The 18,406-nt window shown below is 49.6% G+C and carries 16 protein-coding genes; 7 read left to right on the top strand and 9 right to left on the bottom strand.

The window, feature by feature from the left end:
- Positions 1-1,389 carry an AmpG family muropeptide MFS transporter gene (locus tag T411_RS0104425; protein WP_000250605.1) on the top strand — a complete coding sequence of 463 codons (1,389 nt, stop codon included), beginning with the start codon at positions 1-3 and terminating at the stop codon, positions 1,387-1,389.
- 87 nt (positions 1,390-1,476) lie between these two features.
- Here T411_RS0104425 and T411_RS0104420 read toward each other — a convergent pair whose 3' ends face one another.
- The 3 genes from T411_RS0104420 to T411_RS0104410 all read right to left on the bottom strand — a co-directional run bounded on the left by T411_RS0104420 (position 1,477) and on the right by T411_RS0104410 (position 3,410).
- Positions 1,477-2,157, bottom strand: a complete 681-nt coding sequence (locus T411_RS0104420; RefSeq protein WP_000120276.1) for a ChrR family anti-sigma-E factor — start codon at positions 2,155-2,157, stop codon at positions 1,477-1,479.
- A complete protein-coding gene (locus T411_RS0104415) occupies positions 2,154-2,738 on the bottom strand; it encodes an RNA polymerase sigma factor (RefSeq protein ID WP_000483035.1) in 585 nt (194 codons plus the stop codon). The genes T411_RS0104420 and T411_RS0104415 overlap by 4 nt, the downstream gene beginning before the upstream one ends.
- A 90-nt stretch (positions 2,739-2,828) precedes the next feature.
- Positions 2,829-3,410 (bottom strand): LON peptidase substrate-binding domain-containing protein, encoded by a 582-nt coding sequence (locus T411_RS0104410; RefSeq protein WP_000391276.1) that lies wholly within the window; start codon positions 3,408-3,410, stop codon positions 2,829-2,831.
- A 327-nt stretch (positions 3,411-3,737) separates the two neighbouring features.
- Between T411_RS0104410 and T411_RS0104405 the strand changes: the two genes are divergently transcribed.
- The 4 genes from T411_RS0104405 (at position 3,738) to csdA (ending at position 7,367) form a co-directional block, all read left to right on the top strand.
- Positions 3,738-4,538 (top strand): nucleoside-specific channel-forming Tsx family protein, encoded by an 801-nt coding sequence (locus tag T411_RS0104405; protein WP_001232266.1) that lies wholly within the window; start codon positions 3,738-3,740, stop codon positions 4,536-4,538.
- A gap of 138 nt (positions 4,539-4,676) precedes the next feature.
- Positions 4,677-5,567 carry a 2-dehydropantoate 2-reductase gene (gene panE / locus T411_RS0104400; protein WP_001028571.1) on the top strand — a complete coding sequence of 297 codons (891 nt, stop codon included), beginning with the start codon at positions 4,677-4,679 and terminating at the stop codon, positions 5,565-5,567.
- Positions 5,564-6,169, top strand: coding sequence for a DJ-1 family glyoxalase III (locus T411_RS0104395; RefSeq protein WP_000044231.1), 606 nt, complete (start codon positions 5,564-5,566; stop codon positions 6,167-6,169). The genes panE and T411_RS0104395 overlap by 4 nt, the downstream gene beginning before the upstream one ends.
- The gene (gene csdA / locus T411_RS0104390; protein ID WP_000933159.1) at positions 6,156-7,367 is read left to right on the top strand and encodes a cysteine desulfurase CsdA; all 1,212 of its coding nucleotides are present in this window, start codon (positions 6,156-6,158) and stop codon (positions 7,365-7,367) included. The genes T411_RS0104395 and csdA overlap by 14 nt, the downstream gene beginning before the upstream one ends.
- A gap of 69 nt (positions 7,368-7,436) precedes the next feature.
- On the opposite strand, the gene csdE is transcribed toward csdA, so the two are convergent.
- The 4 genes from csdE to T411_RS0104370 form a co-directional block, all read right to left on the bottom strand.
- Entirely contained in the window at positions 7,437-7,868 is a 432-nt protein-coding gene (gene csdE / locus T411_RS0104385) for a cysteine desulfurase sulfur acceptor subunit CsdE (protein ID WP_001918829.1), read from the bottom strand.
- Between the two features lie 7 nt (positions 7,869-7,875).
- Positions 7,876-8,691, bottom strand: a complete 816-nt coding sequence (gene tcdA / locus T411_RS0104380) for a tRNA cyclic N6-threonylcarbamoyladenosine(37) synthase TcdA (RefSeq protein WP_001208550.1) — start codon at positions 8,689-8,691, stop codon at positions 7,876-7,878.
- Positions 8,692-8,788: 97 nt separating this feature from the next.
- Entirely contained in the window at positions 8,789-9,895 is a 1,107-nt protein-coding gene (gene mltA, locus T411_RS0104375; protein ID WP_000044381.1) for a murein transglycosylase A, read from the bottom strand.
- Between the two features lie 70 nt (positions 9,896-9,965).
- Entirely contained in the window at positions 9,966-10,370 is a 405-nt protein-coding gene (locus tag T411_RS0104370) for a DUF2850 domain-containing protein (RefSeq protein WP_001140312.1), read from the bottom strand.
- Positions 10,371-10,640: 270 nt separating this feature from the next.
- On the opposite strand from T411_RS0104370, the gene argA reads away from it, so the two are divergent.
- Together argA and T411_RS0104355 are read left to right on the top strand one after the other, a co-directional pair.
- The gene (gene argA / locus T411_RS0104365; protein ID WP_000702689.1) at positions 10,641-11,978 is read left to right on the top strand and encodes an amino-acid N-acetyltransferase; all 1,338 of its coding nucleotides are present in this window, start codon (positions 10,641-10,643) and stop codon (positions 11,976-11,978) included.
- A gap of 226 nt (positions 11,979-12,204) precedes the next feature.
- A complete protein-coding gene (locus T411_RS0104355; RefSeq protein WP_000859478.1) occupies positions 12,205-12,390 on the top strand; it encodes a hypothetical protein in 186 nt (61 codons plus the stop codon).
- A 29-nt stretch (positions 12,391-12,419) separates the two neighbouring features.
- Here T411_RS0104355 and recD read toward each other — a convergent pair whose 3' ends face one another.
- Both recD and recB read right to left on the bottom strand, forming a co-directional pair.
- Entirely contained in the window at positions 12,420-14,540 is a 2,121-nt protein-coding gene (recD, locus tag T411_RS0104350; RefSeq protein WP_000971687.1) for an exodeoxyribonuclease V subunit alpha, read from the bottom strand.
- A complete protein-coding gene (gene recB / locus T411_RS0104345) occupies positions 14,537-18,163 on the bottom strand; it encodes an exodeoxyribonuclease V subunit beta (RefSeq protein WP_001271609.1) in 3,627 nt (1,208 codons plus the stop codon). The genes recD and recB overlap by 4 nt, the downstream gene beginning before the upstream one ends.
- Between the last annotated feature and the right edge of the window lie 243 nt (positions 18,164-18,406).

Raw genomic sequence — 18,406 nt, 5'->3', positions numbered from 1 at the left:
ATGGTTCAGCAACCCCGGTCCCATTCTTGGCTAGAACTTATTGTTAGCTATTTTGATCGACGCTTGCTCTGGGTATTTATGCTGGGTTGTGCCAGCGGCTTCCCATGGGTATTGATTGGTTCCAACATGACTGGCTGGCTGAAAGATGCCGGACTCAGCCGCGCTGCCATCGGCTATTTTGGCAGTGTGTTTGCGGTATACGCGATCAACTTTCTCTGGGCACCACTGGTCGATAGAGTCAAGTTACCCATTCTACATTCGATGCTTGGTCAGCGCCGAAGCTGGATCTTTTTCTGCCAATCCATCGTTCTAGTCTGTACGTTACTCATCGCAGGTGTTAACCCAGCCAACAATCTTATGCTGACTTCCATGTTCGCTTTGGGGATTGCGATTGCCTCGGCGACGCAAGATGTGGCTGTCGATGCCTTCCGGATAGATACCTTCCCAAAAAGTGAATCAACCAAATTGCCACAAGCATCTGCCATGGCGGTCGTCGGTTGGTGGACGGGTTACTCGCTTCCCGGCTACTTCGCTTTCGTCAATGCCGATAGCATTGGCTGGAATGGGGTTTACTACATTATGGCAGGAGTGGTTGGCTTATTGATGTTGTTTACCTTGCTGGTAGGTGAGCCACACACTCAGCGGGATCAATTACAGCAACTTGCTGAAGAACGCCACCAACAGGTTGTCAGCAATCCGGTGCTTAGTTGGTTAACCGTCACGGTCTTAGAGCCGTTTATCGACTTTTTCCGCCGTAATGGTTTTCGTGTTGCGCTGACACTGCTGCTGTTTGTCTTTCTGTTCAAAATCGGCGAAGCCTTCTTAGGACGCATGTCGATTGCCTTTTACAAAGAAATTGGTTTTAGCAACGAACAGATTGGCTACTACTCTAAGCTACTCGGTTGGGGTATCACCATTTTGTTCACCTTGCTTGGCAGCTTAGTCAATATCAAGTTCGGTATTGTGCGAGGATTAATGATTGGTGGCATCGCCATGGCGTCTAGTAACTTGATGTTTGCTTGGATAGCCAAAGTCGGTCCGAATGAGCACCTATTTTTAGCGACTCTCTTCGTCGATAACTTCACTTCTGCCTTCTCAACGGTAGCCTTTGTTTCCTTCCTGACCTTAATGACTGGACAGGCATTTTCCGCCACGCAATACGCGTTGCTGGCTTCATTAGGTAATTTAGGCAGAACCACTATCGCTTCGTTTAGTGGTGAGTTAGCGGATTTTCTGAACGACTGGTCACTGTTCTTCATTTTGACCGCGGTAATGGTGATCCCAAGTTTGATCATGCTTTACTCGCTACGTCATGACTTCACTAAGATGCTAGAAAACGCGAAGCAGCATAAAGAAGAGTTACCGCCTGAGGATAAAATCATCCAGTAAGGCGCACACCATTCACCAAATAAACCCTTCACTAAACCAACAAGGGAGCTTCATCGCTCCCTTGTTTATTTTCAAGCTCATTAACGGTTACGGGTAAAGTCCCTTGCCAAACAGGTTAAAGATCCGCGCTACCCCTTGGGTAAAGACCATAGGCTCAGTCAATACGGTTAAGCAAAGGCAGTCTTGATCTTGCGGTGTGCTTGGCGAATGGCAGATTTGACCATCATGCTGCATAAAATCACCCACATCGTAATGACCATTTTCATCACTAAAACCACCGTGCAACACCAAGGTCGACTCAAACCCTTTATGGGTGTGCTGAGGAATAGAAACCCCTTGGCTGATGTACATCAGATTCATCCGTACATTATCTTCCGACTGCAAAGGTAAACTGAACACTTTGCCACCGTAGCTGCGCCACTGCTGCTCAGGTTTAACCAAACGCGCTAAGACTTTGGGAATCGCAATCTGCTTACCGTTTACCGTCACCATTACCGGTGTGGTTTTAACGGGAGTGTTCGATGCCGCTTGCTGCGGCAAGGCCACAATCGAATCGAACATCGCTTGCCAGTTGGCATCGTCTGACAAGGCGACAGAAGAGGCCGCTTGCTGATTGAGTAACTCACCAAGTTCTGCCTCAATCTCATGCACCAAGTCACGACAATGTGGGCAGATTTCCAAATGAGCAGAAATCGCCAAACCATGCGCAGAATCAAGACCGCCCTCAGCATAGGCTGCGAGTAAAGCATAATTAGGGTGATAACTCATAAGGACTCCGCATCCATTGATAATCTTAACTTTTCTACCGCAAGACGTAGACGTGATTTCACAGTGCCGAGTGGAATGTCGAGCATATCGGCCACATCTTGCTGGGGGATTTCTTCTAAATAGACCGCTTTGATCACTTGCTGCTGTGCTTCTGGCAGGCGGTCGAGAAATTTCATCACCTGCTCTTTGAGCAGATCTTGTTCCGGTGCGTAGTGATCAACCAGATCAGGAGGACAATAATCTTCCGGCCAAATATCATCGGCCAACACATAAGCGTCACGCCCCTTTTGTCGACGTAACAAGTCATAACTTAGGTTACGCGCTATGGTGTAAATCCAAGTCGCGAGAGAGCTTTTCTGCCCATCAAACAGACTAGCTTTTTGCCATACGGTTGACATGGTTTCTTGAACCAATTCCAACGCTACCTGTTCACTACCGACATGCTTCATCACAAACTGCTTCAATTTCGGCGAGTAATAGCTAAATACCAGAGCAAAAGCCTGTGTGTCCCTGCTTTTAACTTTTTCCATACACTCTAGCCACTCTTGGCGGCCAAACGTATGAGGTGATGGATTAAACATATAAACTCATCCTTAATGACTCAGGCGAACACCCTAGTAAGCCTATACGTCAGTGTTACCACTTGAGATCATTCGCCACAAGCAAATTGTTCACGTGTCGAGATGCGACTCAATGGTACGCTGTAAAAAAGCTAAAGCTGCATGGCAATCTCGCTGCCCAACCAGCACATCAAACTGTCCTTTGCTTAAAGGTAGCAGTTCTAGCCAACGTTGACAGACCCAGCTCGCATCATCAAAAAAGCACAAACTGTGCAACTCACCAATTTGTGGAAATTGCCGATAGACTTCCTGCAATTGCTCGCCTAAAAAGCGCTCCCGCTCTAACAATTCTTGGCTTGGCCAATCCGGAAACCACTGTACTGTAGCAATCCGCAAACCGTCATATTCAACCCGAACTTTGCGAATCGCAAAACGTCGTATACCGACGACTGTGATCCCAAGCAAACCATCACTTAACGTTTCAAAATCAACGATTTTGACTAAAGTCCCAAACTCAGATAATTCGTTTGCATTTTTATTCGACTTACTATCGAACAAACAGAGACCAAATCCACTGCCCGTTTTACTGCACTGAGCGACCATACGCTGATAGCGCGGTTCAAAAATTCGCAGCTTCATTTTCCCTTCAGGAAGTACGACGGAGCTAAGTGGAAACAACATTATCTCTTCCATTACTCACTCCTTTTCATAAATTTACTTAGGTATACGAAAAGAGTTCATTCGTCGATCACTCACTGAATTTGTTGGTTTATCGATTAGCGTATAAGTTTAGTCAACTCTCAACCAAAGCGATTAAGATCACAATAAAAATGCAAAATTGTGAAATACAAAATAAGTTCAAAATTAATTAACAAAGGTGTGATTGCTATCACTCAATGCCTTTAATTTTGCACTTCTTATCACTTTTAATTGCGATTTTTATCGTTATTATGCCCGCCAGTTGAACGAGCTGCAGTTATGCGGCCGCCATACACAACACACTTACAGAGAGTTCCCCTTATGCGTAAATCACTTCTTGCTTTAAGCCTATTGGCAGCAACTTCAGCACCTGTTCTGGCCGCTGACTACTCAGATGGCGATATCCACAAAAACGATTACAAGTGGATGCAATTTAACCTGATGGGTGCATTCGACGAACTTCCAGGCAAATCATCTCATGATTATCTGGAAATGGAATTTGGCGGTCGTTCTGGTATCTTTGATCTGTACGGTTACGTTGACGTGTTTAACTTAGCAACGAACAAAAGCAGTGACAAAGTTGGCGATCCAAAAATCTTCATGAAGTTTGCTCCACGTATGTCTCTGGATGCATTTACTGGCGTTGATATGTCTTTCGGTCCAGTACAAGAAGTTTACGTTGCATCACTGTTCGAATGGGATGGTACAGATTTTAAAACCAACGCATTTTCTGTAAACAACCAGAAAATTGGTCTTGGTTCTGATGTGATGGTTCCATGGTTTGGCAAAGTTGGCCTGAACCTATACGGTACTTATGATGGCAACCGCAAAGATTGGAACGGCTTCCAAATCTCGACCAACTGGTTTAAACCTTTCTATTTCTTCGAGAACGGTTCATTCATCTCTTACCAAGGTTATATCGATTACCAATTCGGCCTTAAAGATGAATACTCGACAGCCAGCAACGGCGGTGCGATGTTTAACGGTATCTACTGGCATTCAGATCGTTTCGCTGTAGGCTACGGTCTAAAAGGCTACAAAGACGTTTACGGAATCAAAGATACCGATGGCTTCAAGTCAACAGGCTTTGGCCACTACGTAGCAGTAACTTACAAGTTCTAATTGTAGACATCTGCACGCTCCTTCCTAAACAGGAAAGAGCCTAAACAGTAAAAATGGCGCGACTTCGCGCCATTTTTTATTGCTTTCAAAACTCCCCTCGTTATCCTTGGCGCATTCGATTTTCAGCAGGGGACAGAGATGAATATTGTGGTACTTGGCCCGGGAGCGGTCGGCTCTTTGTGGGCGCTGCACTTACATAGTGCAGGTCATCAAGTCGCGCTATGGAGCCGTCAAGCTCAGCCGACCATAACGCTCCAGCTCGATGAAGAAGCGCCCATTTCATTTCGTAATCAAAATTTAGACACGCTCATCCATGCCGATTTACTGCTGATCACCGTCAAGGCTTGGCAAGTGGAAGCGGCATTACAGCCTTTGCTCCCCCATCTGAATCGAGAAACCATTTTGCTGTTTATGCACAATGGCATGGGCGCAGTCGAAGCCATAAGCGAATCTTTGACTCACTTTCCGGTATTGTTTGCAACCACCACTCATGGCGCGCTAAAAGCCACGCTCAACCAAGTGAGTCATACGGGATTCGGCCAAACCCAAGTGGGTCCTTTTAATGCCCTCGGTGCACGTTGTGATTTTATCGCAGACGTTTTTAATCACGCACTCGCTCCAGTGACATGGAATCCAGAGATCCAACAGGCTTTGTGGCGCAAACTCGCGGTGAATTGCGCGATAAATCCGCTAACCGCGATTCATCAATGCGCCAACGGTGCATTAGTTGCACCTGAATTTACGCCGATCATCACTGCCATTTTAGATGAGGTGACAGCCGTTATGCAGGCAGAAGCGATAAGCGGTGAGGCTGAAGCACTGCGTGATGGGGTTTATCAAGTAATCCAAGCTACGGCGGCCAATCTCTCCTCCATGCATCAAGATGTTTTCCACCGACGTCCAACCGAGATAGACTTTATTACTGGTTACGTAGTACGCAAAGGCGAACAGCATGGCATTGCAACTCCGGTAAACAGCGCGTTATATCAACAAATCAAAACCTTAGAGCAGAGTTGGAGCAAGGCATGAGCAAACGAATTCTCGTCCCCGTAGCCCATGGCAGCGAGGAGATGGAAACTGTCATCATCGTCGATACTTTGGTGCGCGCAGGATTTCAGGTCACCATGGCAGCGGTCGGCGACAAGTTACAAGTGCAAGGCTCACGGGGTGTTTGGCTGACGGCAGAGCAGACGCTTGAAGCGTGCTCGGCAGAAGCGTTTGATGCACTGGCACTGCCCGGAGGTGTGGGCGGAGCGCAAGCGTTTGCCGATAGTACTGCGCTACTTGCACTGATTGATGCGTTCTCACAACAAGGCAAACTGGTTGCCGCAATTTGCGCGACACCTGCACTGGTTTTCGCCAAACAGCAGAAATTTGTCGGCGCACGCATGACTTGTCACCCCAACTTTTTTGACCATATTCCTTCAGAGCGTCTGAGTCGTCAGCGCGTCTGTTACTATGCCACGCAACATTTACTCACCAGCCAAGGGCCAGGCACCGCTCTGGAGTTTGCGCTCGCCATGATTGCACTGCTCGCAGGCGTGGAATTGGCGCAACACGTTGCCGCCCCCATGGTTCTTCATCCTCAACAACTGACCGAACTTTCAGGTTTTATTGATGCTCAATCTTGATGCAATCCGTGCGCAGTTTCCGGCGCTGCAACAAATCGTCAACGGTAACCCGCTGGTCTATCTCGACAGTGCGGCCACTACGCAAAAACCACAATGTGTGATTGATGCCATCAGCCACTACTACAGCCAGCACAATGCCAATGTACATCGCGGTAGCCACAGCTTGACGGCGCAAGCCACCAGCCAATTTGAAGGCGCGCGTGAACAAGTCGCACAATTTATTGGTGCGCCAAGCAGCAAAAATATTATCTGGACGCGCGGTGCTACCGAAGCACTCAACCTCATTGCACAAAGTTATGCCCGCAGCACATTACAAGCTGGGGATGAGATTCTGGTCAGTGAAACTGAACACCACGCCAATATCGTGCCGTGGCAAATGGTCGCTGAGCAAACGGGCGCGAAAGTGGTCAAAATCCCGATGACAACAACGGGTGAATTTGGCCTTGCTGCCTTTCGGCAATTGCTGTCACCACGCTGCAAAATCGTAGCCCTAGCCCATATCACCAATGTCACGGGAACTCGCCAGCCGATTGAAGCAGTCATCCAAGCCGCACATCAACAAGGCGCGATTGTGGTGATCGATGGCGCTCAAGGCATAGTCCATGAAACCGTAGACGTTCGCGCGCTGGATGCGGATTTCTATGTATTCTCGGGCCATAAGCTGTATGCGCCAGCAGGGATTGGTGTGTTGTACGGCAAAACGGCGCTTTTAGAAGCCATGCCACCTTGGCATGGCGGCGGCAAGATGGTTGAAAAGGTCTCGTTTGATGGTACAACCTTTACCGGCTTGCCCGGAAAATTTGAAGCAGGCACGCCGAATGTGGCAGGTGCCATTGCTCTGGCCACCGCGATTGACTGGTATCAAAGTCTTGATCGAGCCGCCGTGGAAGCGCACTTACACCAACTGCAACAGCAAGCTTACCAAGCTATTTCGCAAATCGATGATATTCGCGTGCTCGGTTATCAGCCTAACGCCAGTGTACTGAGCTTAGTGATGGATGGCGTACATCATCAAGACCTCGCCACCTTACTCGATCAACAAGGAATTGCCGTTCGTGCGGGGCATCATTGTGCTCATCCTTTGATGGATGCCTTTGGCGTAAAAGGGACGGTGCGAATTTCTTTCGGAGTGTACAACAGCGCAGAAGAGGTGGAACGCTTGATCGCCGCCATCCATAAAGCGGTCGATTTACTGTAAACATCGGCAGAACTGATAGCAAAAGAGCCTCATGGTTATGAGGCTCTTTTGCTTGGAAAAAGTATGTCGTTAGTGATGCGCTTTGGCCTGAATCGTCGCCACAATCGCTTGCAACCCATTACCGCGTGATGGGCTTAAATGCGCCAGCAAGCCAAGCTCGGCAAAGTAGTCATCCATAGAAAACGCGCTAATTTCTGCAGACGTTTTGCCATTCAGTGCCGCCAACACAATCGCAATCAAACCGCGCACAATCCGCGCATCGGAATCCGCGCAGAAAAACCACTGCTCACCTTGCTGCTCTGCCACTAGCCACACTTCACTTTCACAGCCCGAGACAAGAACTTGCTCACTTTTCAGCGCTTCTGGCATCACAGGCAGCAGTTTGCCCCATTGGATGATCTGGCGATAACGATCTTCCCAACCGCGCAATGTTTGCATGGTTTCTAAGACGGTTTGTGCATTAATGTCATCACCAAAGGGATGAGCGGGAAATGGACTCATCATGCCCTCACGCCTTCACTTTATGCTTTTGAATCAATTTATCGACGATGCGCGCCACCGCGACAAAACCAAACGTCGCCGTCACTACCGTCGCAGCGCCAAATCCGCTGGCGCAATCCATACGTTTTGGACCTTCTGCGGTTGATTTGGTCGCGCATACCGAACCATCGGCTTGTGGGTATTTGAGTTGCTCGGTCGAGAAAACACAATCAATCCCAAATTTACGCGCTGGATTGGTTGGGAAGTTGTGGTGCTGACGCAGGCGATCTTTGAGCTTTTTCGCCAGTGGATCTTGAATCGTCTTGGTCAAATCGGCCACGGTGATTTGCGTTGGATCGGTTTGTCCGCCCGCACCTCCGACTGTAATCACTTTGATTTTGTTGCTGCGGCAGTAAGCCAGAAGAGAAGCTTTGGCTTTCAAGCTGTCAATCGCATCCAACACATAATCAAAGGATTTATTGAGATAAAGATGTTGATTATCCGGCGTGATGAAGTCATCCACCAAATTGACTTTGCACTCTGGATTGATGAGCTTAACGCGCTCCGCCATCACTTCAATTTTGCTTTTGCCAATCGTCCCGGTCATGGCATGGATTTGACGGTTGATGTTAGTGACACACACATCATCCATATCAATCAACGTCAACTCACCAATACCAGTGCGCGCCAGAGCTTCTACCGCCCATGAACCGACACCACCAATCCCAATCACACACACGTGCGCGGCACGTAAAATGTCGACTTCGTCATAACCATACAAACGGCGCGTACCACCAAAACGTTGGTTGTAACTGTCGGAGGCAGGAGTATCGAGTTCACGCATAACCACATTTCCACTCTAGCTGAAAAATAAAGAGTGCGATTTATACGCACTCTTCACAAAAATGTCCAGTTTGCTACCGGCACAATATCAGGAAAAACTATTGCTGTTTTTCCGGCGGCAATGCCCATGGTGCTTGGGTAGGCGAGTTTTCTAACCCGAGTTTCCACACACGGCCAAAGTGCTTATAGTGCCCCGCTTCTAACCCTGCACGTGGTCCCATACCGTGGTACAAGTCGAGATGGTTTTGTTTCACGGCACCGCCTGTATCAAGCACAATCAACAAACGCAGTTGATGTGCGCCAGACCAAGTGCCATCGGCATTCAGCAGGGGGACTTCCGCTAGAATTGGCGTCCCCATAGGCAAAATTGAACGGTCCCCGGCAACCGATGCCATCGGCAATAAAGGAATCCCGGCGCTGCCCTTCACAGGTGCCGCGGCGCTGGGTTTGAAAAATACGAAGGAAGGGTTTTCCTCAAGCAGTTCACGTACGGTGGCTTCATCGTTGGCCAGCACCCAATCTTTGATCGCTTTGAGCGACATTTTCTCGCGCTCAACCAAACCGCGTTCAATCAACACTTTACCAATGCTGACGTAAGCCTTGTTATTTTTACCCGCGTAAGCGAAGTATTCCAAAGTATCGTCATCCCCAAAGTGAACAAAGCCACTGCCCTGCACTTCCATGATGAAAGGATCGATCAAGTTCTCCGCATAGCCCAATTCTAAACCTTGACCATCCAGCGCACCTTGGTAAATCTCCGCTCGAGTGGGGCAGTTTTTGTTGCATTTTGGCAAGCCGTAAACCGGATATTTAAACACGCTGTCGGGTTGATGACGCAGCTCAATCACAGGTGAAAAATAGCCAGTAAACAATACGTTACCTTGTTTATCCCCGCCACCTAACTGCGCTGCTTGAATACCAAATTGCGCTAAAGTGGCAGGATCTCCGCTTTGCAGAACCCACTCATTCAATTGTTCATACAGCGGTCGATAGATCTTGGCCATGGAGGCTGAGCCTTGCACGACCAACTCACTCTGTTTACTGAATTCGGTATAGTCACGCGGCTTATTGGATTCAACCACATCGGCACGATTCAAAATGTGTGGAAAAGTTTGTTGTTGGTATTGCTGAGCACGATCGTTAGGTTGCTGAGCACAACCAAACAGCAGTGCCAAACTGGCGAGAGAAAGAAGACGTTTACTCACAAAAGAGGTCCATGGTTTATGTTTGCCAAGAGCATGACAAAGTCAGTGAAACTGTGCAATTGGCGTTTGATTAATAGCGATTATTTTTTACTTTTTCTGACAATTGATAAACTGGCTGATAGTTAGCGGACGAACGCTGTTTCATCTGCTTTTTCTCCAGCATGATCTCAAACTGATACGGCTGCCCATTCACCGTAAATTCGAGTCGAGCGCCATCGTAGTTAAAATGGGTGGTGACTAAACGCCCATTCAACACAATACCTTGAGTGCCAATGGTGATTTTTTGTGCCGCATAAGGGGCAACATTCTGCTCAACCCATATTCCATATAGCTCAGACTTAGGAAACCACTGCTCTTGCAGACGACCAAAGATGTTGCTGTACAGCATCAAAACGTAGGAGGTGCCTAAAATCGCGAGCAAGAGCAATAAACGCTCTTTACTCAAGGCTTTACTTTTGCTTTCCGTTTTTGCCATACCGCTTTATCTCACTTTATCCAAGCCTCTTGGGGCGAGGCTTTGCACCATTAACTGCACTGCTCATACAGATTGATGCAGCGTTCAACCTTACTGTTCATACTTTTGTCATCCTTCTGTTTTACATCCCATTTATTTTGACCCATAGGGCCTGCAATAAACGGGTCTGCAATAAACCGAGGATTCTATCGGTCATATAAAAAACCGCTTGCTCAAAAAAGAATAAAAAGTCATTATTTGCGCATATTTAAACACCAAGGATGTTCAGCCGTGAAAATTCGCAGTACCGCTCTCGTCAAAGGATTTCGCCAGTCAGCGCCCTACGTTAATGCCCACCGTGGGAAAACCATGGTTGTTATGCTGGGAGGAGAAGCGATTGCCGATAAAAATTTTCCTAACATCATCAGCGATATCGCTCTGCTGCACAGCCTTGGCGTTAAAGTGGTACTCGTGCACGGAGCTCGGCCACAAATCAATCAAATCCTTGAAAAAAATCAACGTGATACGCCATACCACAAAGGTGTGCGGATCACTGATGAATCCTCACTCGGCTTAGTGATGCAAGCCGCCGGACAACTACAACACGCGATCACTGCGCGTCTTTCAATGAGCCTCAACAATACGCCAATGGCGGGCACTCAACTCAACGTTGTGAGCGGCAATTTCATCATCTCTCAACCACTAGGTATAGATGAAGGTGTCGATTACTGCCACAGCGGGCGCATTCGCCGGATTGATGTGGAAGGCATCAACCGCATGTTGGATTTAGGCTCGATTGTGCTGCTTGGCCCGATTGCTAGCTCTGTCACTGGTGAGTGTTTCAATCTGCTTTCTGAGGAAGTGGCGACCCAAGTGGCGATAAAACTTAAAGCCGACAAGCTGATCGGTTTTTGCCCACAGCAAGGGATCATCGATACCAAAGGCAATGCGATTGCCGAACTCTTCCCAAGCGATGTTGAACGCCTCGTCAAAAACATGGAGCAAGAGTGCGCGCCAGATGATGAAGAGTGTTTCAGCACCATGCGTTTTTTGCGCGCCGCTTTAAAAGCCTGCCGCGCGGGTGTGCCGCGCAGTCACTTGGTGAGTTACAAAGAAGATGGTGCATTAATCCAAGAGCTGTTCTCGTTTGATGGTATCGGCACCCAGATCGTAATGGCGAGTGCTGAGCAGATCCGCCAAGCCACGATTGATGATATCGGCGGTATTTTTGATTTGATTCGTCCGTTGGAAGAACAAGGCATTCTGGTACGCCGTTCTCGTGAACAGTTGGAGCAAGAGATCCATAAATTCACCATCATCGACAAAGATGGTTTAGTGATTGGTTGCTCGGCACTCTACCCTTATCCAGAAGAACGCATGGCTGAGATGGCTTGTGTCGCGATTCATCCCGAATACCGTGATGGCCACCGTGGATTGCATTTATTGGTGCACAGCAAGCATCAAGCCAAGCAAATGGGCATTCGTCACCTATTTGTGCTAACCACTCACAGCACACACTGGTTCCGTGAGCAAGGTTTCAATGAAGTCGATGTCGAAGCGCTACCGATGGCGAAAAAGAGCTTATACAACTACCAACGCCGCTCAAAAATTTTGATGCTGCAGCTTTAAATTCAACAGGTTGAAAAGCGTGTGAACAGAAGTGAACAAAAGATGCAAATTGTTGCATCTTTTTTCTTCGATTTTCGCTTTTATTTTGTGAGAGAGATCGGTAGAATGCGCGCGTTTGATTAAATGTTGTTCAATCATCGAGTCAGGATTTGACGCTTGAGATCTTTCTCAATTCACGCATGGATTGCTTTTATGAGTACATTCCGTATCTAAGAGCAAATCGTCTATGAAAACCGTTATTTGTAATTCTCTACAAAGCTTTTGGGACATGGCTGACGCTGAGTTCCTCTCCGGGCTTGATGTACACTGCGTATTTCCCGTCAGTGATAATCTCAAAACGTTTCTGCTCCAATCGCGTGAACGTTACCAGATCCGCAGCATCACCTTTACTAAAGCTTTTGCCAACCTTTAATGCTGTGCCGCCACGGAATGGCGGAGCATTTACTGCTCCAACCTTGCCACTAAGCCACTCGCCCGTTGGGTTTTCACTTTAATTGCCCGCTGCAATACCTTGTTATCGCAATACAATTTGAGCTGTTTTTTCGCCCTTGTGATCCCCGTGTAAACTAACTCACGCGTCAGAATCGGACTGTAATCCGGCGGTAAAATCAGCAAAGTTAAATCAAATTCGCTGCCTTGCGATTTATGTATGGTCATCGCATACGCGGTTTCATGTTGCGGGACTCGGCTCGGTAACACGGCTTTAATGCTGCCATCCGGCAGCTCAAAATAGACTTTCAGTCTGCCCTGATCATCGTCACGATCGCGCATACACAAACCGATATCACCATTGTATAGCCCCAAGCCATGATCGTTACGCGTGACCATGATCGGTCGCCCGTGATACCAGATCTCTTCTTGAGTTTTAATCAGCTTGTGCGCATTCAACGCCCGTTCGATGCGAGTGTTCAGCCCCATCACCCCAAAATCGCCTTCACGTAACGCGCACAATAATCGGCAGCGACTAAACGCATCGAGTGCTGATTTGGCTAGTGTGAGCATGGTTTGCTTTGTCGACTCAAACTGCTCAGTCGATTGATTGAGCAAATTCAGATAAGGACGATAAGCCTGCACTAAGGTTTGCAGCAGTTGCTGATAATGCTCGCCACTAAGGGCAAAATGTTCAATATCGCTGAACGATTGCTGCCACACAGTTTCAACGCGCGCCGGAGATCCACTGTTGATCGCTTTCGCCAGTTGGCCAATGCCAGAACGTGCATCAAAACGGTAGCTTTTTTGCAGCATGCATAAGCAATCCGCCACCGGATTCACCGTCTTACTGGCAGTTTGGCGCAAAGAGGCAAACCCCGTCAGTTCAGCCAACTGCGCGCCCTGCTCATTACCGTAACCTTGGTTCAGGAAGGTACAAATATCACCGAGCACCGCCCCCGCTTCTACCGAGGCCAACTGATCTTTATCGCCAAGTAAAATCAACCGAGCGTGCTTGGGCAGCGCTTCGACCAGTTTCACCATCAAAGGCAGATCGACCATGGACGCTTCATCCACCACCAACAGATCAAGATGGAGTGGATTACGTGCATGATGACGAAACTCAGCGCTGCCCGGAATCGCGCCAAGCAAACGGTGAATGGTACTGGAAGTGCTTGGGATCGCCGCGGCGATCTCAGGCTCTATCGCCAGCTGACTCACCGCTTTACCCATCGATTCGGTTAAGCGTGCCGCGGCTTTACCGGTTGGAGCAATCAATTTGATCTCTGGCACTTTACCTTGCGCCATGCTTTGGCTAATCAGCGCCGCCAGAAGCTTGGTCACTGTGGTGGTTTTGCCGGTTCCCGGCCCACCGGAAATCACCGCAAAACGGCGCGTGAGCGCGACGGCAGCCGCCACTTTTTGCCAGTTTAAGCAGTGAGTAAGCGGAATAAGCTGCTCTAAAGCTTGCAAATCCGCGGCACGCTGCGCTTTTTCGACTACAGCTTCAATCGCTGGCCAATCCAGCGCATCCGACTCCACCACATCCAATCGATCATTCAGCAGTTGAATCCGCTCGACCGAACTCAGCGGCTTTTGTTGTAGTGCTTGCCACAAGCCTAAATAGTCGCGGGCAAATAAGGTATTCAGGCGTTCACGCAAGTTAGCCAGTTCAGCAGGGCTTAAACGTTGGGGTGCGGCCAACTCAGTCAATCGCGCTGCCAGTTGCTTTTCATAATGCCAGTAGCGATGCAGATAGAGCCTTGCGCCATCAAACATTAACGGCACCGCTTCACCTTGCTTCCCCACCAACGGCGAGGCTTGCAGTAAGGCTTGCCAGTCTAACGCTAACCAGCGTTCACTGTGCTGCAAACTCGCTTCACCATAAAGACCAATCAGCGCCGCCAGATCGCAGCGATTACCCTGTGCATCCCACAGTGGCAAACAGATGTGTCCACGCCCAAGTTCTGCACTGAGCGCCGCGCTCAGCACACTCAACAGTTCACTTTCTGCAGCGTTGTGCCCTGCCAATGCGGCTTGCTTGCCAATAAAGCGGGCAAACTGCACATCCAAAGGACGCAGCGCGCCTTGTGCCAGCAGACGTTTCGCTACTTCACTATCCCAAAACATCATAAATCAAGCTCCATCTGCCCAGCTTTACTCGCTCTTTGTGCCAGCTCGCGCCCTGCAATCAATCCATCCAACTCATCTAACAAGGCCAAGCTTGGCTTGGTATGGAACACGCCTTGATCGGTGCGGCCATCCATCCCGCGTAAGAAGAGATAAAACACGCCGCCGAAATGCTGCTCGTAATTGTAATGGGCTAAACGGCTGCGCAAAAAGCGATGCAGCGCTAACGCGTAAATCTGGTATTGCAGATCGTAACGGTGATCGGCCATCGCACCGCTCAAACGCTGTGGATGATACGCCGCAGGATCGTCACCTAAATGGTTGGATTTCCAGTCCAGCACGTAATAGCGCCCTTGATATTGAAACACCAGATCGATAAAGCCTTTGAGCATGCCTTGCACCGCATGAAAACCGAGATCGCCCGCCTGTGCCGAAAGCGGATCGTGACGCTGGGTGATGCGATTCAGGGTTGGCGCATCCAACACTTCGATCGGCAATAAAAACTCCAACTCGGTCAGACGCTGGGCGGCCATAATTTGTTGTAAGCGCAGCGCTTTACCATCCAGTGGCGTGCTCAATACGGTGTCAACCAAGTGTTGCAACACCGGCAGCCACTCGCTTTCAATCTGCTCACTTTCCATCAAATCAAGGATGATTTTAGTATTGGGTTCACTGTGTGCCGATTGCTGGAAATCCACCTCTTCAAACAGCGAATGCAAGAAAGTGCCGGGGCGTGCGCCACGCGGGAAATTGAAAATCGAACGCTCGACAGATTCCAGCGCCGCTCCATCACGCTCTTGCGCACTATCAAGATCAAAACCGCCTACTTCAAGCAAGGGCAACTCTTGCAAAGGATCATGGCGAGCATGACTTGATTGCATCACCAAGCCTGAGTAACTGGTCACTCGCCAACGGCGATCAATCGCTTGGCTTAACTCACGGGCAGTCAGCTCTCGCTCGTCCAATTGGGGTGGCTGATACGCTTGTTCGAAACGCTTCGGTGGCGGGCATTGCACGACATCTGGCAAGTTTTCACACTGTTTAAGCAGCGCTTGCTGCAGATCCGCGATACCACCTTCTTGACCATCTTGCAGCAGAAACCCCATCGCACTGCGATGCGCCGAGGTCGGCTCTTGGCTCGAATTGCCGTTGCGCAGCGGCGCAATCCCAATAAAACAGCCATACACTGCGCGAGTGAGCGCCACATACAGCAAGCGTAAATCTTCTGCCAAACGTTCTTGATCGGCTTTGGCTAACGCCTCTTCATTGCCGGTTAAATCGACCCAAGTAGTGGCCGATTCAGTATCGTAATATTTGCCTTCACTGCTCTCGCGATAGCTCATCACAAACGGCAAAAACACCAGCGGGTACTCAAGCCCTTTTGATTTGTGGATGGTGACAATCTGCACCAGACGCCGCTCAGATTCGAGACGCTGGATCTGCTCATCACTGCCCCCCAATCCTTGGGCAGCATCCGCCATCGCCTGAGTCAGAAAACGCAGTAAGCCCTGATCGCTATCGATCTCACGCGTCGCTTGCTGCAAGAGTTCGCTGATGTGCAGATAATCGGTGAGCCAGCGCTCACCTTCACTTTCCGTCAGCCAACGCTCGGCGATGTGGCGCTGAGTTAATACCGCCCGCAGCATCGGCAATACGCCGCGCTCGCTCCACAAGCGGCGATATTGACGAAATTCGGCAATTAACTGTTCCCATTCGTTTTCATCGTTATTCAGCGCATCCAGCTCGCTGGCGGTTAACGCAAACAGATTCGAGGCGATGGCCGCACGGAGCAAGCGTTCATCTTCTGGCTGCCACACGGCGAGCAGCAAGCGTTCAATATCTTGCGCCACATCACTGGCAAACACGCTGTCACGGTTGGAAAGGTAAACACTGGCGATGCCTTGCTGACTGAGCGCATCACGCACCATACGCGCTTCATTACCGGTACGCACTAGCACCGCCAGATCGCCCGCTTCAATCGCCTCGCCACGGTGAAAGGCCGCCGCGCCAGAGGCCGAAGCAGTCAAAATGTGCTGGATTTGCGCCGCACACGCCTCAGCCATTTGCGCGTAGTAATCGGTCTTGCTTTGCGGCTTATCGAGATCTTCCGGCCACCAATAGGTCAAGGCTGGTTGTACTTGCCCCTCCAGTGACCAATGGCGTTTATCAGTACCAGGGCTTGCCGCCACGGGCTGAAAGGGAATGTCATCACTGTAAATAAACGGATGAGTCGCGGAGCTAAACACTTGATTCACGGCCGCCACCATAGCCGCGCTGGAGCGCCAGTTCGTACCCAAGGTGTAGTGAGCGCTCACCTGATTACGCGCTTTGATGTAAGTGAAAATATCGGCGCCACGGAAGGCGTAAATCGCCTGTTTCGGGTCGCCGATCATCAACAAGCCACACTGCGGATGGTCCAGATACAGCCGACTGAAAATGCTGTACTGCAGCGGGTCGGTATCTTGGAATTCGTCGATCATCGCCACCGGATAAAGCGAGCGGATCCGCTCGCCCAATAGCCCTTGCTCATCATTATCGAGCGCAGCGCTGAGTTGAGTCAGTAAGTCATCAAACGAGAGCCAATGATGGGTGGATTTGGCTTTCGCCAACCAGTGACGACAGTGATGAATCGCATGCACCAAAAGCGGTGTTTTGAGTGACACAGGCTCAGCAAGAAATGCTTCTATTCGTTCAAACAGCGCTAATTGTGGCGGATTGCCTTTCTTTGATTTGGCAAGCAACCCGCTTTGGGTGAACTCTTCAAGCTCTGACGGCACGTGCAGATCGTGCGTTTCACTTTGCGCCCAAGCATCCAGAATCGGCAAACGGCGCAGCAGCGCATTTTGGCTATTTTTGTGCAGGTCAGAGCCAGTTACTGCGGGCTCAATCTCCTCTCGCTCCGCTAACCAGTGCTGCTTAATCTCGCTAATGCGCGCTATCTGCGCTTGTTGCAGCGCGGCCAAATCCCCTTCCATCAAAGGTGTGGTCAGTTTGACTGGCGGCCCAGAAAGATAACCGGCAATCTCAGCCAACAGTGCAGAGGGTGCAGGCCATAAGCGGCGCACTTCGCTCGCGAGGGCAATGGGCAAAGGGTAGAACTGTCTGCGCCAATAATCGGCCACCACTTGAGCTTTGAGACTACTTTCATCAGTGACGAATTCATTTTCAAAGCGACTGCCCGATTCAAACGCATTTTGCGTCAGCATCCGTTGGCAAAAACCGTGGATGGTGAAAATCGCTGCTTCATCCATCTGCCGCTCGGCACTCAGCAACAAAGAGACGGCTAAGTTGTGATCGGTAAATTCAGCCAGCAGGGAGCGAAGCAGCGGATCGTCACTCGCGCCACGAGCAAAAGCGAGGCGCGCATCGTGCAAGCGGCGACGAATACGGTCACGCAGCTCTGCAGTGGCCGCTTCGGTAAAAGTCACCACCAGAATTTGATCCACACTCAGTGGATGCGCGTGACGAGTTTCCGCGCAGCCATGTCCAAGCACCAGACGCAGATAGAGTCCGGCAATGGTGTAGGTTTTTCCGGTGCCTGCCGAGGCCTCAATCAGCCGCGCTCCATGCAAAGGAAAACGCAACGTATCGAGCGTAACAGCGAGCTTATTTGAATCGGCACTCATCAGCCTTAATCCTTCTATCTACCGATGACAGAGATGTGACCTAAAACGAATATTTCTCTGCATTAAACTAAAAACCGTGATTGAGTATGGGCTTATGGGATCCACTTCACGGCACAAGCCAAGGCGGCGCTTTACACTGCGCGCACGTTAACAAATTCATTGGTTACACAAGAATTTAGGTCCCTCTGACCTGTGGCCGTACAGCGAACGCCCTACACCAATAATGATTTTCTGGCGGCCACC

It is taken from the genome of Vibrio cholerae ATCC 14035 (genome assembly GCF_000621645.1).
Classification (GTDB): domain Bacteria; phylum Pseudomonadota; class Gammaproteobacteria; order Enterobacterales; family Vibrionaceae; genus Vibrio; species Vibrio cholerae.
The sequence above is the reverse complement of the archived record's forward strand: the minus strand, read 5'-3'. Positions and strand labels throughout refer to the sequence as shown.

What these genes read in the sequence shown, in the direction of transcription:
- T411_RS0104425 (WP_000250605.1), top strand. Translation starts at nt 1, where the DNA reads ATGGTTCAGCAACCCCGGTCCCATTCTTGGCTAGAACTTATTGTTAGC.
- T411_RS0104420 (WP_000120276.1), bottom strand. Translation starts at nt 2,157, where the DNA reads ATGAGTTATCACCCTAATTATGCTTTACTCGCAGCCTATGCTGAGGGC.
- T411_RS0104415 (WP_000483035.1), bottom strand. Translation starts at nt 2,738, where the DNA reads ATGTTTAATCCATCACCTCATACGTTTGGCCGCCAAGAGTGGCTAGAG.
- T411_RS0104410 (WP_000391276.1), bottom strand. Translation starts at nt 3,410, where the DNA reads ATGGAAGAGATAATGTTGTTTCCACTTAGCTCCGTCGTACTTCCTGAA.
- T411_RS0104405 (WP_001232266.1), top strand. Translation starts at nt 3,738, where the DNA reads ATGCGTAAATCACTTCTTGCTTTAAGCCTATTGGCAGCAACTTCAGCA.
- panE (WP_001028571.1), top strand. Translation starts at nt 4,677, where the DNA reads ATGAATATTGTGGTACTTGGCCCGGGAGCGGTCGGCTCTTTGTGGGCG.
- T411_RS0104395 (WP_000044231.1), top strand. Translation starts at nt 5,564, where the DNA reads ATGAGCAAACGAATTCTCGTCCCCGTAGCCCATGGCAGCGAGGAGATG.
- csdA (WP_000933159.1), top strand. Translation starts at nt 6,156, where the DNA reads ATGCTCAATCTTGATGCAATCCGTGCGCAGTTTCCGGCGCTGCAACAA.
- csdE (WP_001918829.1), bottom strand. Translation starts at nt 7,868, where the DNA reads ATGAGTCCATTTCCCGCTCATCCCTTTGGTGATGACATTAATGCACAA.
- tcdA (WP_001208550.1), bottom strand. Translation starts at nt 8,691, where the DNA reads ATGCGTGAACTCGATACTCCTGCCTCCGACAGTTACAACCAACGTTTT.
- T411_RS0104370 (WP_001140312.1), bottom strand. Translation starts at nt 10,370, where the DNA reads ATGGCAAAAACGGAAAGCAAAAGTAAAGCCTTGAGTAAAGAGCGTTTA.
- T411_RS0104355 (WP_000859478.1), top strand. Translation starts at nt 12,205, where the DNA reads ATGAAAACCGTTATTTGTAATTCTCTACAAAGCTTTTGGGACATGGCT.
- recD (WP_000971687.1), bottom strand. Translation starts at nt 14,540, where the DNA reads ATGATGTTTTGGGATAGTGAAGTAGCGAAACGTCTGCTGGCACAAGGC.
- recB (WP_001271609.1), bottom strand. Translation starts at nt 18,163, where the DNA reads ATGAGTGCCGATTCAAATAAGCTCGCTGTTACGCTCGATACGTTGCGT.